This window comes from Sphaerisporangium dianthi (assembly GCF_042654065.1).
Taxonomy (GTDB): Bacteria; Actinomycetota; Actinomycetes; order Streptosporangiales; family Streptosporangiaceae; genus Sphaerisporangium; species Sphaerisporangium dianthi.
This window is the reverse complement of sequence record NZ_JBHSFP010000009.1, coordinates 84,887-99,424: the sequence shown is the minus strand read 5'-3', so window position 1 is coordinate 99,424 and position 14,538 is coordinate 84,887. Positions and strand designations below refer to the sequence as shown.

Below are 14,538 nucleotides of genomic sequence, written 5' to 3'. Positions count from 1 at the left end.
GCCGAATGTACCTTTTGGGTGGCGGTGAGCCACCACTTCAGAGTCGGCGGGTGGGATGCCAGTGACCACGGCGGTGGGGCGGAGAGCGGGCGCGCTTCCCTGCGAGATGACCTCCTTCGTCGGGCGCAGGCAGGCCACGGCCGAGGTCAAGAACCTGCTGTCCCGGTCGCGGCTGGTCACGCTGACCGGGGTCGCCGGCGTCGGCAAGACCCGCCTGGCACTCCACGTGGCTCGCCAGAGCCGGCGGAGCCACCCCGACGGCGTCCGGCTGGTCGAGCTGTCCAAGGTGCACAGCGCCTCGATGGTCGGCAGCGCGGTCGCCGCGGCGGTGGAGGCGCCCGACACCGTCTCCACCCGCGACCCCGTGGACGCCCTGGCCGAGCACCTGGCGGACCGGCGGCTGCTGCTCGTCCTGGACAACTGCGAGCACGTCCTTGCCGCGTGCAACACCCTGGTGGACGTCCTGCTGCGGGCCGCCCCCGGGCTGCGGGTGCTGGCCACCAGCCGCGAGCCCCTCCGGCACCCCGCGGAGCGCGTGTGGCGGGTGCCGCCGCTGGCCCTGCCCGGCGCGGAGGGACCCATGGCCGAGAAAGGGGACGCCGATCCGGGGTACGAGTCACTGGCGCTGTTCGAGGACCGGGCATCCGCCGCGGTGTCGGGGTTCACCCTCGACAGGGACAACGAGGCCGTCGTGGCCGCGCTGTGCCGCAGGCTGGACGGGTTGCCACTGGCCATCGAGCTGGCCGCCGTGCGGCTGCGCGCGCTCTCGGTGGAGCAGCTGCTGGCCCGGCTGGAGGACCGCTACCGCCTGCTCACCACGGGATGCCGCGCCGGCGTGCCGCGGCACCAGACGCTGCGCGCGGCCATCGAGTGGAGCTTCGACCTGTGCACCGACCTGGAGCGCACGCTGTGGGCGAGGCTGTCGGTGTTCACCGGCGGCATCGACCTCGCGGCGGCCGAGGAGGTGTGCGCCGGCGGCGGCGTCACGCCGCGCGAGGTGGTCACCGGCCTGGCCGGCCTGGCCGGCAAGTCGGTGCTGGGCAGGACCGGCCGCGAATCCGGCGCCCGCTACGCGATGCTGGAGACGATCCGCGACTACGGGCGAGAGCGGCTGGCCGAGAGCGGCGAGGAGGCCGCGATGCGCCGCCGGCACCGCGACTACTATCTGCGCCTTGCCGAGCAGGCCGAGGCCGACTGGTTCGGGCCGCGCCAGCCCGCCTGGCTGGACCGCTTCCTCGCCGACCAGCCCAACGTGTGGGCGGCGCTGGAGTTCTCTCTCAGCGAGCCCGGCGAGGCCCGCACCGGGCTGCGCATGGTCGGCGCTCTCTGGTGGTACTGGATCGGCCGCGCCGTCCGCGACGGCCGGCACTGGCTGGACCGGGCGCTCGCCCTGGACACCGAAGCCGGTCCCGAGCGGGCCAAGGCGCTGTGGGTGGCCGGCTGGGTCGCCACCGGGCAGGGCGACGCCTCGCACTCGCTCTCCGTCCTCACCGAGTGCTCCGACCTGGCGCGGCGGCTGGGCGACGACACCGCGCTCGCCCACGCCACCCAGTGGATGGGCACCGCGATGTGGATCCAGGACCGGCTGCCCGACGCCGTCCGATACCTGGAGAAGGCCATGGCCCACCACCGGGCCGCCGGCGAGCTCACCTCGGTGACCGCCGTCGTGCCCTGCCAGCTCGGCATGGTCGTCGGCCTGCTCGGCGACGTCGACCGCGCCATGACGCTGTGCAAGGAATGCGTGGCCCTCTGCCAGGCGCACGGCGAGTGCTGGACGCGCTCCTGGGCGCTGTGGAACCTCGCCGTCACCTGGTGGAGCCGCGGCGACCTGCGGCTCGCCGAGAGGTACGCGCGGGAGGCGCTCCACATGAAGCGCCGCATCACCGACAGGCTCGGCATCCCCTTCTGCGTGGAGTTCCTCGCCTGGATCGCCATGGCGAACGGCGACGCGGAGGGCGCCGCGCTGATGCTGGGCGCGAGCGAGAAGATGTGGGAGCCGATCGGCGCGCCCCTGTTCGGCTGGGGCACCCTTTGCGACTGGAGCGTGCGCTGCCGGGCGCAGGTCAGGGAGGCCCTCGGGGAAGAGGCGTTCGAGGCCGCGCGCCGGCAGGCCGCCGACGTCCCCTTCAGCGCCGCCGTGGCCTACGCGCTCGGCGAGACGCGCCACGCGCCGCCGGGCGGCGTGGACAGGCACGCCGCCGGCGCGTCGCTGCTCCAGCTGACCCCGCGAGAGCGCCAGGTCGCCGCGCTCGTCGCCGGAGGGCGGTCGAACAAGGAGATCGCGGCGAGCCTGGTCATCTCCCAGCGCACCGCCGAGGGCCACGTCGACCGCATCATGAACAAGCTGGGCGTCCGCTCCCGCGCCAGCATCGCCTCCTGGGCCGCCAAACGCCTGGACGGCGGCTGCTGACGGCCGCCGTGATCCCGCGGCGGGCAGGAGGCGCGGCCCGCCCGCGTCAGGCGAGGTGCGCGGCCCGCCCGCGTCAGGTGACGCGGCGGAGAACGACCATGTCGCTGCGGTGATCGGCGCCGACCGGCTCCCACGCGGCGGGGCGGATGCCCACCCCCATCAGCGCGGCCCCGTACAGGCGGGAGCCCTGGACCAGCCGCCCGGGGACGCCCCCGGTGTCGCCGCCCTCGGTGACCTCGTACAGCGCCTCGGGGTCCAGGCCGGTCAGCCGCAGCCAGCGGGGGCCGCGCCCGCCGTGCCCGGAGGGGTTGTACACCAGCACGACGACCTGGTCGTCGCGGACGTACTGCACCGCCGAGCGCTCGCGTCCCGGCGTGCCGGCCAGGCGGTACTGCGCGCCGTGCTGGATCACGCCGCGCACCGCCTTGTACCGCGCGACCAGCCCGGCGGCCTCCTCCAGCTCGGCCGGGGACCATTCGCCGAGGTCGCCGCCGATGCCGAGGACGCCCGCCATGGCCACGTGGAACCGGTAGCGCAGCGGCACCTCCCGGCGCGTGCCCGGGTTCGGGGAGTCGGTGACCCAGGCCGACATGGTGACGGCCGGGTAGAGCTGCGAGAAGCCGTGCTGCAGCGGCTGGCGGTCCAGCGCGTCGGTGTTGTCGGAGGGCCAGACCTCGTCGGTGTGCCGCAGGATGCCGAAGTCCACCCGCCCGCCGCCGCTCGAGCACGACTCGATGCGCAGCCCCGGGTGGCGTTCGCGCAGCGTCGCCATCACCCGGTAGACGCTGCGCGTGTGCTCGATCCACAGCAGGTCCTGCCCGGTGTCCCGCTCGGGCCAGCCCGCCTGGGTGAACGGGCGGTTCATGTCCCATTTGAAGTAGTCGAGGCCGAGCTCGGTCACCAGGCGGTCCAGCCAGCCGGTCGCCCACTCCCGGACGTCCTCGCGCGCGAAGTTCAGCACGAGTTGCTGCCGCTTCTCGTCCTGCCGCCGGTCGTCCATGCGCAGCACCCACTCGGGGTGGGCGCGGTAGAGGTCGCTGTCGCGGTTGACCATCTCGGGCTCCACCCACAGCCCGGCCCGCATCCCCAGGGCCCGCACACCGTCGAACAGGCCGCGCAGGCCGTCAGGGAACCGCTCGCGGTGCGGCCACCAGTCGCCCAGGGCGCGGTGGTCGTCGTCGCGGGCGCCGAACCAGCCGTCGTCCATGACGAACAGCTCCACCCCGATCGAGGCGGCGACCTCGGCCAGGGCCAGCTGGCCGGCCTCGGTGACGTCGAAGGCGGTGGCCTCCCAGGAGTTGTACAGGACGGGCCGCTCCTCGGCGGGCTCCGGCAGCACGTGCCTGCGGGCGTACTCGTGCCAGGCCCGGCTGGCGGCCCCGAACCCGCCGTCGCCGTACAGGCCGAGCACCGGCGGGGTGGTGATCTCCTCGCCGGGGCGAAGGTCCCAGAGCAGGCCGTCGTGCCCGAACCCGGCCGACACCGCCGCCCCTCCCTCCGGGCGCTGGGTGGCGGTCAGGCGCCAGCTGCCGCTCCAGGCCAGGGCGACGCCGAACACCTCGCCGTGCTCCTCGGTGGCCCGCCCCCCGTCGATCATGATCCACGGGTTGGCCTGGTGGCCGGTGACGCCCTGGCGGCTGGTGAAGGTCAGCTCCCCGACGGGCAGCGGGGCGCGCTGGAGCTGGAACTCCTCGCCCCAGGCGCCGAAGACGCCGCTGTAGCGGTAACCGTCGGCGTCCGGGATGAACCAGCTGCCCGAGTCCAGGCGGGTGACGCCGATCGACAGGCCGGGGAACCGCAGTCCATCGTCGTCGGTGTTGCGCACGCTCACCCAGCGCTCCAGCACGTCGCTGTCGTGCCAGGCCCGGATGGAGAGGATCACCCGCAGCGGGAAGTGGCGGTCCTCCAGCTCGATGTCCAGGCGGTCGGCGCCGTCCTCGGCGTGGGCCCGCGCCCCGGTGAAGCGCAGTTCGACCGAGCGCACCCGGCCGAAGGAGACCTGCAGGGACGGCACTCCCCAGCGGGTGCCGCCGTCCACCGGCAGGAGCTCCTCGCCCGCGGCCGGCTGGGAGAAGCTGTTCTCGTGCCGGCGCGCCCCCTGCGGCGTGGACGGCCCGCCGCTCGCCTCGGCCACCTGGCGCGCCGCGGCCTCGCCGATGCGCGGGCCCCAGTACTTCTGCAGCGGCACCGCCTCTCCCGTGGCCGGGTCGATCTCAACGCCCACCACGTACGCGGTGGACGGCGTGGTCACCGCCCAGAGGCGTTCGTGGTCGCCGAGACGGGTGACGGGCATGGGCGCATCCTTCCGGATCAGGGACGGGGGAGGCGCGGACGGCGTGCGCCGCCCGCGCCTTCGGCGAGCAGGCCGGAAGGACGGCCGTCACCGCGCGTCGGCGTCCGCCGCCGTACGGGTGACGGCCGGCGCGGACCGGGGCGCGGCCCCCCGCCCGCCGCCGGGGTCAGAGCCGCAGCCAGCGCTGCATGCGGTCGATGAGCTCCTCGGAGTCGACCGGCTTGGTGACGTAGTCGCTGGCGCCCGACGAGAGGGTCTTCTCGCGGTCGCCGTGCATGGCCTTGGCGGTGACCGCGATGATCGGCAGGTTGGCGAAGCGCGGCATCTCGCGGATCGCGGCCGTGGCGGCGTAGCCGTCCATCTCGGGCATCATGATGTCCATCAGCACCAGGTCGACGTCCTCGTTGCGCATGAGCACGTCGATGCCCTTGCGGCCGTTCTCGGCGTACAGCACCTGCATGCCGTGCAGTTCGAGGATGTTGGTGAGCGCGAAGACGTTGCGGACGTCGTCGTCGATCACCAGCACCTTGCGGCCGAGCAGACCGCTGTCGACCTTCTCGACCTCCTGCGGCGCCTCCTCGGGGCTGGCCTGGACCAGCGGCAGCACGTCCCCGGGGCCCTCGGCCGACAGGTGGAGGGTGATGCGCTCGCGCAGCTCGTCCAGGCTGGGCAGGCGCTCCAGGGGCTGGGTGCGCGACCGGCCCTTGAGGAGGTTCTCCTGCGGGCGGGTGAGCTTGCGGGTGTGGTGGGCGAGCACCGGGAGCGAGCGCAGGGCGAGGTCCTCGTCGAGCCGGCGCAGGAACTCGGCCGCGGCGTCCTGGGGCATGCCCAGGTCGAGCACGATGCAGTGGTAGCCGTCGCGGGAAAGCGCGGCCATGGCGGTGTCGGGGTTGTTCGCCGTGGTCACCCGCACCGTGCCGTGGGTCTCCGACAGGTCGGCCACGACGCTCTGCGCCAGCAGCGACAGCAGCCCGTTCGGGCGGGACTCGACGACGAGCAGGCGGCGGCCGTCGATGTCCCCGCTCTGTACGGGTGAGGCGCCGGGCAGCTCGAGCAGCTCGGCCAGGTCGGCGGGCGCAGTGCGGCGGCGGGAGCGGACGCCCGCGCCGGGAGCCGGCGACTCCTCCCCGGAGAAGTCGGTCATCGGCAGGTAGAGGCTGAACGTGCTGCCCTCGCCGAGGGCGCTGACCGCGCGGATCTCACCGTGGAACAGCGTGGCGATCTCGCGGCTGATGGACAGGCCGAGGCCGGTGCCGCCGTACTTGCGGCTGGTGGTGCCGTCGGCCTGCTGGAAGGCGTCGAAGATCTGGGAGAGGTTCTCCTCGGCGATGCCGATGCCGGTGTCGGCCACGTGGAAGGCCAGGACCGCCTGGCCCGAGCCGCTCGGCAGGTCCATCGTGGTGCGCTCGACCCGCAGCGCGACGGTGCCCCGCTCGGTGAACTTCACCGCGTTGGACAGCAGGTTGCGCAGCACCTGGCGCAGGCGCTGCTCGTCCATCAGCAGCTGGGTGGGGACGTCGGGGGCCACCTCGACGTCGAACCGCAGCCCCTTCTCGGTGGTCAGCGGCCGGAACGTCGCCTCGACGTAGTCCAGGAGCTGCCGGATGTGGAACGGCTCCAGCGTGAGGTCCATCTTGCCGGCCTCGATCTTGGACAGGTCGAGGATGTCGTTGATGAGCTGGAGGAGGTCGGTGCCGGCGGAGTGGATGACGTTGGCGTACTCCACCTGCTTGGCGGTGAGGTTGCGCGCGGGGTTCTGCGCCAGCAGCTGGGCGAGGATGAGCAGCGAGTTGAGCGGGGTGCGCAGCTCGTGGCTCATGTTGGCCAGGAACTCGCTCTTGTACTTGGAGGCGAGCGCGAGCTGCTGGGCGCGGTCCTCAAGCTCCTGGCGGGCCTGCTCGATCTCGATGTTCTTGGTCTCGATGTCGCGGTTCTGCCGGGCGAGCAGCTCGGCCTTCTCCTCCAGCTCGGCGTTGGAGCGCTGGAGCTCCTCCTGGCCGACCTGCAGCTCGGTCGCCAGGCGCTGCGACTCGGTGAGCAGGGCGTCGGTGCGGGCGTTGGCGACGATGGTGTTGACGTTGACGCCGATCGTCTCGACGAGCAGTTCGAGGAAGTCGCGGTGGATCTGGGTGAAGCGGTTGAGGCTGGCCAGCTCGATCACGCCGAGCACCTGGTCCTCGAAGACGATGGGCAGCACGATGAGGTTCACCGGGCCCGCCTCGCCGAGGCTGGAGGCGATCGTGAGATAGCCGGGCGGGACGTCCTCGACGAGGATGGTGCGCTTGGCCAGCGCGGCCTGCCCGACCAGCGAGTCGCCCAGGGCGTAGCGGCGGGAGTCCTCGCGGTGGCCGTAGCCGCCGACCACGCGCAGCTCGGTGCCGCCGGAGGTCTCCTCGGCGAGCAGGAAGGTGCCGTGCTGGGCGCTGACCAGCGGCGCCAGCTCGTTCATCACCAGCTCGGCGACGACCGCGAGGTCGCGGTGGCCCTGCATGAGCCCGGAGATGCGGGCCAGGTTGGTCTTCAGCCAGTCTTGTTCCTGGTTGGCCCTGGTGGTCTCGCGCAGGGACTTCACCATGGAGTTGATGTTGTCCTTGAGCTCGGCCACCTCGCCGGAGGCGTCCACGGTGATCGAGCGGGTGAGGTCGCCGGAGGTCACCGCGCTGGTCACCTCGGCGATGGCCCGCACCTGCCGGGTGAGGTTGCCGGCCAGTTCGTTGACGTTCTCGGTCAGGCGCTTCCAGGTGCCGGAGACGCCCTCCACCTCGGCCTGGCCGCCCAGGCGGCCCTCGCTGCCGACCTCGCGGGCCACGCGGGTGACCTCGGCGGCGAAGGAGGACAGCTGGTCGACCATCGTGTTGATGGTGGTCTTGAGCTCGAGGATCTCGCCGCGCGCGTCGACGTCGATCTTCTTGGTGAGGTCGCCCTGCGCCACCGCCGTGGTGACCTGGGCGATGTTGCGCACCTGGCTGGTCAGGTTGTTGGCCATCGAGTTGACGTTGTCGGTGAGGTCCTTCCAGGTGCCGGCGACGTTCGGCACGCGCGCCTGGCCGCCCAGCTCGCCCTCGGTGCCGACCTCGCGGGCCACGCGCGTCACCTCGTCGGCGAACGCGCTCAGCGTCTCGACCATCGTGTTGATCGTCTGGGCGAGCGCGGCCACCTCGCCCTTGGCCTCGACGGTGATCTTCTGCGAGAGGTCGCCCCTGGCCACCGCGGTCGCGACCTGGGCGATCGAGCGCACCTGGCCGGTCAGGTTGGAGCCCATGACGTTGACGTTGTCGGTGAGGTCCTTCCAGGTGCCCGACACGCCGCGGACGGTCGCCTGGCCGCCCAGGTTGCCCTCGGTGCCGACCTCGCGGGCGACCCGGGTGACCTCGTCGGCGAACGCCGAGAGCTGGTCGACCATCGTGTTGATGGTCTCCTTCAGCTCGAGGATCTCGCCGCGGGCGTCCACCCGGATCTTCTGCGACAGGTCGCCCTTGGCGACCGCCGTGGTGACCTCGGCGATGCTGCGCACCTGGGCGGTGAGGTTGTCGGCCATGACGTTCACCGACTCGGTGAGCGCCTTCCAGGTGCCCGAGACGCCCTTGACGTCCGCCTGGCCGCCCAGGCGGCCCTCGGTGCCGACCTCGCGGGCCACGCGGGTGACCTCGTCGGCGAAGGAGGACAGCTGGTCGACCATCGTGTTGAGCGTGTTCTTGAGCTCGAGGATCTCGCCGCGGGCCGAGACGGTGATCTTCTGCGAAAGGTCGCCGCGCGCCACGGCCGTCGCGACCTGCGAGATGTTGCGCACCTGGTCGGTGAGGTTGCCGGCCATGGAGTTCACCGAGTCGGTCAGGTCGCGCCAGGTGCCGGCGACCTCGGTGACCTGCGCCTGGCCGCCCAGGCGGCCCTCGGTGCCGACCTCGCGGGCCACGCGGGTGACCTCGTCGGCGAAGGAGGACAGCTGGTCGACCATCGTGTTGATGGTGTTCTTGAGCTCGAGGATCTCGCCGCGGGCCGAGACGGTGATCTTCTGCGACAGGTCGCCCTTGGCGACCGCCGTGGTGACCTGGGCGATGCTGCGCACCTGGTCGGTGAGGTTGCCGGCCATGGCGTTCACCGAGTCGGTCAGGTCCTTCCAGGTGCCGTAGACGCCCGGCACGGCCGCCTGGCCGCCGAGCTGGCCCTCGGTGCCGACCTCGCGGGCCACGCGGGTCACCTCGGAGGTGAACAGTGAGAGCTGGTCGACCATGCCGTTGAAGACGGTGGCGATCTCTTTGTAGAGGCCGTCGCCCTCCTCGGGCAGCCGCGTGCCGAAATCGCCGTCGCGTACCGCGGTCAGGCCGGCCAGCAGCTGGCGCAGGTCGACCTCGGGGCCGCCCGCCGCCGCGCGGGCGGGCCTAGCACGTTTGGCGGTGCCTACGCTCTCAACCATGTCCACCCTTACGTTCGAGGCCTATGCCCGGCCAAGCCATCGTATAGACCGTCCCCCAGCAGCGAGGACGGTCACTGGCGAGGGTCACCTGCCGGGACGGCCGGGACGGACGGGGCTGCCGGGGCCGCAGGGAAGGCCGGTGCGGGCGCGGCGTCAGCCGTAGAGGGCCTCGATGTCCTTGGCGAAGTCGCGCAGGACCACGTTGCGCTTGACCTTGAGCGACGGGGTGAGGTGACCGCTCTCTTCGGTGAAGTCGGTCTCGAGGATGACGAACTTCTTCACCTGCTCGGGCTTGGAGACCAGGATGTTCCCCTCGTCGACGGCCTTCTGGACGGCGGCGACGACGGCGGGGTCGGCGCACACCTCGGCGTGCGAGAGGCCGGCCTTGCCGTTGGCCTGCTTCCACTGCTCCAGGGCGTCGGGGTCCAGCGTCACCAGCGCCGCGATGAAGGGCCGGTCGTCGCCGAGCACCATGGCCTGGCTGACCAGCGGGTGGGCGCGGATGCGGTCTTCCATGGGGGCCGGGGCGACGTTCTTGCCCCCGGCGGTGACGATGATCTCCTTCTTCCTGCCGGTGATGCGCAGGTAGCCGTCGGCGTCCAGCGAGCCGACGTCGCCGGTGTGGAACCAGCCGTCCTCGTCGATGGCCTCGGCGGTGGCCTCGGGGTTGTTCCAGTAGCCGTCGAAGACGTGGCGGCCCTTGACCAGCACCTCGCCGTCGTCGGCCACGGCGAGCGTCACGCCGGGGAACGGCTTGCCGACGGTGCCGATCTTGTTGGCGCCGGGGATGTTGACCGCCGAGGGGGCCGAGGTCTCGGTCAGCCCGTACCCCTCGAAGATCTCGATGCCCGCGCCCTTGAAGAAGTGGCTGAGCCGCTCGCCCAGGGCCGAGCCGCCGCACACGGCCGCGGTGAGGCTCCCGCCGGTGGCGGCGCGCAGCTTGGCGTACACCAGCCGGTCGAACAGGGCCCGCTGAAGCCGCAGGCCCGCGCCCGCCCCGCCGGAGCTCTCGGCGCGGCTCCACGCCACCGCGACGTCCACGGCGCGGTGGAAGATCTTGCCGGTGAGCGAGCCGCTCGCCGAGGCCTTCTGCTCGGCGGCGTTGTAGACCTTCTCGAACACCCGCGGGACGCCCAGCAGGAAGGTCGGCTTGAACTCCTGCAGGTCGGGCGCGACGTTCTTCATGTTCGGGGTGTGGGCGATGACGGTCGCCGTCTCGATCAGGACGATCTCGATGATGCGGGCGAGGCTGTGGGCCAGCGGCAGGAACAGCAGCGCGGCGCGGCCCTCCACCTCGAAGAGCTCCTCCAGCGGGCCCCTGGCCACGTTCCGCGCGGTGAACAGCAGGTTGTCGTGGGTGAGGCGGCAGCCCTTGGGACGCCCGGTCGTGCCGGAGGTGTAGATGAGGGTGGCCAGGTCGAGCCCGCCGCGGGCCAGACGGCGCTCTTTGAGCGTCTCGTCGGCGACGTCGGCGCCGCTCGCGGTGAGCTCGCTCAGCCCGCCGGCGTCGATGCACCACAGGGCCGGCTTGCCGGCCTCCTCCTCCATCGCCTGGACGACCGTGCGCTCGTGCGCCTCGGACTCGACGACCACGACCTCGGCGCCGCTGTCGGTGAGGATCCAGTGCACCTGGTCGGGGGAGGAGGTCTCGTAGATCGGCACGCTGACCGCGCCCGCGGCCCAGATGGCGTAGTCGACGACCGTCCACTCGTAACGGGTGCGCGACATCAGCGCCACCCGGTCGCCCGGCTCGACGCCGGCGTCGATGAGCCCCTTGGCCACACCGGCGACCTGGTCGCGGAACTCGGCGGCGGTGACCGGCGTCCACGAGTCGCCGATCTTGCGGCTGATCAGCACCGTGCCCGGGGCCTGTTCGCCGCGCTCGAACACGATGTCGGCGCAGTTGGCCGACAGCGGGACGTCCACCAGCACGGGAACGCTGTACTCGCGCACGGTCACTCCTTCGAACGCATGCCCGGAGGCTGTCTTCACCCCATGGTCGCCTGGACGCTATCGCGTCGGGCCGATGGTCCGGTAGACAGCGAACTCGAACGGCGAATCCACGCTATCAGGGTCATCCTGCGGCGAGGCGTGCCCGCGAGGGCCGATTACCGTGTCGTCCCGCGGCGGCCCTTCGCGCACGAGCCTCAGGCGGGCATTGCCCGGTTTACGATGTTCGCCATGCGGGTTCATGTCGTCAGCGACGTCCACGGGCGCGCCGACGCCCTCGCCCGTGCCGCCGACGGCGCCGACGCGCTGGTCTGCCTCGGCGATCTGCTCCTTTTCGTCGACTACGCCGACCACTCGCAGGGCATCTTCCCCGAATTGTTCGGCCGCGAGCGGGCCACCGAGTTCATCGCGCTGCGCGCCGCCGGCCGCTTCGAGGAGGCGCGCGACATGTCCGCGCGCCTGTGGGAGGCCCTCGGCGGCGAGCCGCGCGAGCACATCGAGCGCGCCGTCCGCGACCAGTACGCCCGCATCTTCGCCGCCATGCCGACGCCCGCCTACCTCACCTACGGCAACGTCGACCTGCCCCGCTATTGGGGCGACTACGTCAGGGACGGCCACCACGTGCTCGACGGCCAGACCGCCGAGATCGGCGGGCTCACCTTCGGGTTCGTCGGGGGCGGCCTGCGCACGCCCTACCGCACCCCCAACGAGATCGACGACGAGGAGTTCGCCCGCAAGGTCGAGGCGGTCGGTCCGGTCGACGTGCTGTGCTGCCACATCCCGCCCGCCGTGCCTGACCTGCTGTACGACGTGGTGGCGCGCCGCTTCGAGCGGGGGAGCGAGGCCACGCTGGAGGCGATCAAGGCCACCCAGCCCCGGTACGCGCTGTTCGGGCACGTCCACCAGCCGCTGGCCGCCCGCATGCGCATCGGCCGCACCGAATGCGTCAACGTCGGCCACTTCCGCGGGCGCGGCCGCCCCTTCGCCCTCGACCTGTGAGCCGCCGGGCGCGTGGCCGCCCCGGGCCGATCCCTCGCCCCGCGAGCCGCCCGTCCGCGAACGCTCTCCACGCCGCCCGCGAAGATCACCTCCTCGGACGTTCGCGGGGGAACGGCGAACGAGTACGGTAAGCCCATGGCTGATCGCACCACCTCCAGCATCACGATCGGCGCCGACCCGTCGGCGATCGCGGCCGTCATCGCCGACTTCCCCGCCTACCCCGAGTGGGCCGGTCAGGTGAAGTCCGCCGAGGTCCTCTCCGTGGGAGAGGACGGCCGCCCGCGTACCGTCCGGTTCGTCCTCGACGCGGGCGTGATCACCGACGAGTACACCCTCGGCTACCGCTGGCACGGCGACGAGACGATCGACTGGGAGATGGCGGAGTCCGGCAAGATGCTGTCGGCGCTCACCGGCAGCTACCGCCTCGCGAGCGCCGGCGGCCAGACCGTGGTGACCTACGAGCTCGCCGTCGACCTGAAGGTGCCGATGATCGGCATGGTGAAGCGCAAGGCCGAGAAGGTCATCGTCGACACCGCGCTGAAGGGCCTGAAGAAGCGCGTCGAGGGCCGATGAGCACAGAGGCCCCGCGCATCCTGCTCTTCACGGGAAAGGGGGGAGTGGGCAAGACCACCGTCGCCGCGGCCACCGCCACGCTCGCCGCCCGCCGTGGCCACAAGACGCTCGTGGTCTCCACCGACACCGCCCACTCCCTCGCCGACGCGCTCGGCGTACCGGGCGCGGGCGAGCCGTCGCAGGTCGCCCCCGGCCTCTACCTGCAGCAGGTCGACACCCAGCGGGCGCTGGAGCGCCACTGGGGCGAGCTGCGCGAGTACGCCAGGGGCCTGCTCGCGGAACTCGGCCTGGACGGGGTCACCTCCGAGGAGCTCACGGTGCTGCCCGGCGCCGAGGAGGTCATCGCCCTGCTTGAGCTGTGCGACCAGGTGCGCGCCGGCCGGTGGGACGTGATCGTCGTCGACTGCGCGCCCACCGCCGAGACCCTGCGGCTGCTGGCCCTGCCCGAGGCCCTCGACTGGCACGTCAACCGCCTGCTCCCGGCCGGGCGCAGGCTGCTGCGCGCCCTGGCGCCGGTCGTCCGGCACGTCGCCCGGCTGAACCTGCCCGAGGACGCCGTCGTGAGCGCGGGCGAACGGCTGCACGCGGGCCTCATGGAGGTGCGCGAGCTGCTGACCGGCGAGAACGCCTCCGTCCGCCTCGTGCTGACCCCCGAGGCGGTCGTCGTCGCCGAGGCCCGGCGCACGTTCACCTCCCTCAGCCTGTACGGCTACCGCGTCGACGGCGTCGTCGCCAACCGGGTGTTCCCCGAGGAGGGAGGCGACGACTGGCGGCGGGGCTGGGTCGCGGCCCAGGCGCGCCACCTGGTGGCGGTCGGCGAGTCCTTCGCCCCGCTCCCCGTCCACAACGTCCCCTACCTGCCCGCCGAGCCGGTCGGCGCCGAGGCGCTGTCCGCGCTGGCCGAGCGGCTGTACGCCGGGGCCGACCCGTTCGCGCGCCCCTCCGGCGAGCCGCCGCTGGCCATCCGGTCCGAGGGCGAGGTCCACGAGCTCACCCTGGCCCTGCCCCTCGCCGACAGGTCCGAGGTCGATCTGGCCCGCAAGGGCGACGAACTGATCGTCACCGCGGGCTCCTACCGCCGGGTCCTCGCCCTGCCGGCGGCGCTCTCCCGCAGATCCGTCAGCGACGCCGTGCTCCGCGACGGCCGCCTCCGGGTACGGTTCGAGGCAGGAGGGCCCGATGACTGAGATGAACGACCGCGACCATGACGGCGGCGCGCCGCGTCCCGAGGAGGCCGCGCAGGCACGCGTGAACGGCGTGGACGAGCCGCGAGCCGCCGCGCACGAGAACGACGCCGACCGGCCGCGTCCGGCGCAGGACGGGGACGCCGGTTCGCCTGCCCTGCCGCGGGACGAATGGTTCAAGCAGCGCGAGCGGCAGCGCGAGAGCGAGCAGCGCGCCGCCACCCGCGACGAGTGGTTCCGGCGGCGCGAGAGCGGCCCGGGCGAGGAGCCCCGCGACGCGCGCGGTGAGAACTCCGACGCCCTGGGCTCGGTCGCCGACGAGGCGCGCAGGCTTTTCGACGCCCTGCAGCAGCGGGTCGGCCGCGAGGTCGGCAAAGGCCTGGTCAAGGGCTCGGTGGCCGGTCTCGGCCAAGGGTTCGGGCAGGCCTTCGGCGGCGGTGCGAGCCGCTCGTCGGGTGACGTGTGGGCCGAGGCGGTGTCCGGGCACGACGGCGATGAGTACATCTGCCGCGCCTGCCCCGTCTGCCGGCTCAAGGCCGCCAGGCGCGACGCCGGCGGAGACGTCACCGACCATCTGATCACCGCGGGCGGGGAGCTGCTCGCCGCGTTCCGCCAGGCGGTGGACTCCGTGTCGCGACCGGCCACGCCGAGGGGGGCCGGCGACACGGACACCCGGGTGCAGCACATCGACCTGGGCTGAGGTGAAGGGATGAGA

At 72.6% G+C, this 14,538-nt stretch carries 8 protein-coding genes; 5 read left to right on the top strand and 3 right to left on the bottom strand.

Annotated features, from left to right (window positions below):
- The first annotated feature begins 55 nt into the window (after positions 1-55).
- Positions 56-2,410, top strand: a complete 2,355-nt coding sequence (locus ACFO60_RS15795; RefSeq protein ID WP_380841008.1) for an ATP-binding protein — start codon at positions 56-58, stop codon at positions 2,408-2,410.
- A 73-nt stretch (positions 2,411-2,483) separates the two neighbouring features.
- On the opposite strand, the gene ACFO60_RS15790 is transcribed toward ACFO60_RS15795, so the two are convergent.
- The 3 genes from ACFO60_RS15790 to ACFO60_RS15780 form a co-directional block, all read right to left on the bottom strand.
- Complete coding sequence (locus ACFO60_RS15790) at positions 2,484-4,703, bottom strand: alpha-galactosidase (RefSeq protein ID WP_380841006.1); 2,220 nt, start codon at positions 4,701-4,703, stop codon at positions 2,484-2,486.
- A gap of 166 nt (positions 4,704-4,869) precedes the next feature.
- Positions 4,870-9,117, bottom strand: a complete 4,248-nt coding sequence (locus ACFO60_RS15785) for a HAMP domain-containing protein (protein WP_380841005.1) — start codon at positions 9,115-9,117, stop codon at positions 4,870-4,872.
- Positions 9,118-9,270: 153 nt separating this feature from the next.
- Entirely contained in the window at positions 9,271-11,070 is a 1,800-nt protein-coding gene (locus ACFO60_RS15780; RefSeq protein ID WP_380841003.1) for an AMP-dependent synthetase/ligase, read from the bottom strand.
- A gap of 228 nt (positions 11,071-11,298) precedes the next feature.
- Between ACFO60_RS15780 and ACFO60_RS15775 the strand changes: the two genes are divergently transcribed.
- The 4 genes from ACFO60_RS15775 (at position 11,299) to ACFO60_RS15760 (ending at position 14,523) form a co-directional block, all read left to right on the top strand.
- On the top strand, positions 11,299-12,066 hold the full coding sequence (locus ACFO60_RS15775) for a metallophosphoesterase family protein (protein WP_380841001.1): 768 nt from the start codon (positions 11,299-11,301) through the stop codon (positions 12,064-12,066).
- Positions 12,067-12,201: 135 nt separating this feature from the next.
- Complete coding sequence (locus ACFO60_RS15770) at positions 12,202-12,639, top strand: SRPBCC family protein (RefSeq protein ID WP_380841000.1); 438 nt, start codon at positions 12,202-12,204, stop codon at positions 12,637-12,639.
- Positions 12,636-13,826 carry an ArsA family ATPase gene (locus tag ACFO60_RS15765; protein WP_380840999.1) on the top strand — a complete coding sequence of 397 codons (1,191 nt, stop codon included), beginning with the start codon at positions 12,636-12,638 and terminating at the stop codon, positions 13,824-13,826. Before ACFO60_RS15770 ends, ACFO60_RS15765 begins: the two co-directional genes overlap by 4 nt.
- The gene (locus tag ACFO60_RS15760; RefSeq protein ID WP_380840998.1) at positions 13,819-14,523 is read left to right on the top strand and encodes a hypothetical protein; all 705 of its coding nucleotides are present in this window, start codon (positions 13,819-13,821) and stop codon (positions 14,521-14,523) included. Before ACFO60_RS15765 ends, ACFO60_RS15760 begins: the two co-directional genes overlap by 8 nt.
- Positions 14,524-14,538 lie beyond the last annotated feature (15 nt).

Bases quoted from the DNA above. Each gene is read 5' to 3' on its own strand.
- ACFO60_RS15785 (WP_380841005.1), bottom strand. From the start codon at position 9,117: ATGGTTGAGAGCGTAGGCACCGCCAAACGTGCTAGGCCCGCCCGCGCG.
- ACFO60_RS15775 (WP_380841001.1), top strand. From the start codon at position 11,299: ATGCGGGTTCATGTCGTCAGCGACGTCCACGGGCGCGCCGACGCCCTC.
- ACFO60_RS15770 (WP_380841000.1), top strand. From the start codon at position 12,202: ATGGCTGATCGCACCACCTCCAGCATCACGATCGGCGCCGACCCGTCG.
- ACFO60_RS15765 (WP_380840999.1), top strand. From the start codon at position 12,636: ATGAGCACAGAGGCCCCGCGCATCCTGCTCTTCACGGGAAAGGGGGGA.
- ACFO60_RS15760 (WP_380840998.1), top strand. From the start codon at position 13,819: ATGACTGAGATGAACGACCGCGACCATGACGGCGGCGCGCCGCGTCCC.
- ACFO60_RS15790 (WP_380841006.1), bottom strand. From the start codon at position 4,703: ATGCCCGTCACCCGTCTCGGCGACCACGAACGCCTCTGGGCGGTGACC.
- ACFO60_RS15795 (WP_380841008.1), top strand. From the start codon at position 56: ATGCCAGTGACCACGGCGGTGGGGCGGAGAGCGGGCGCGCTTCCCTGC.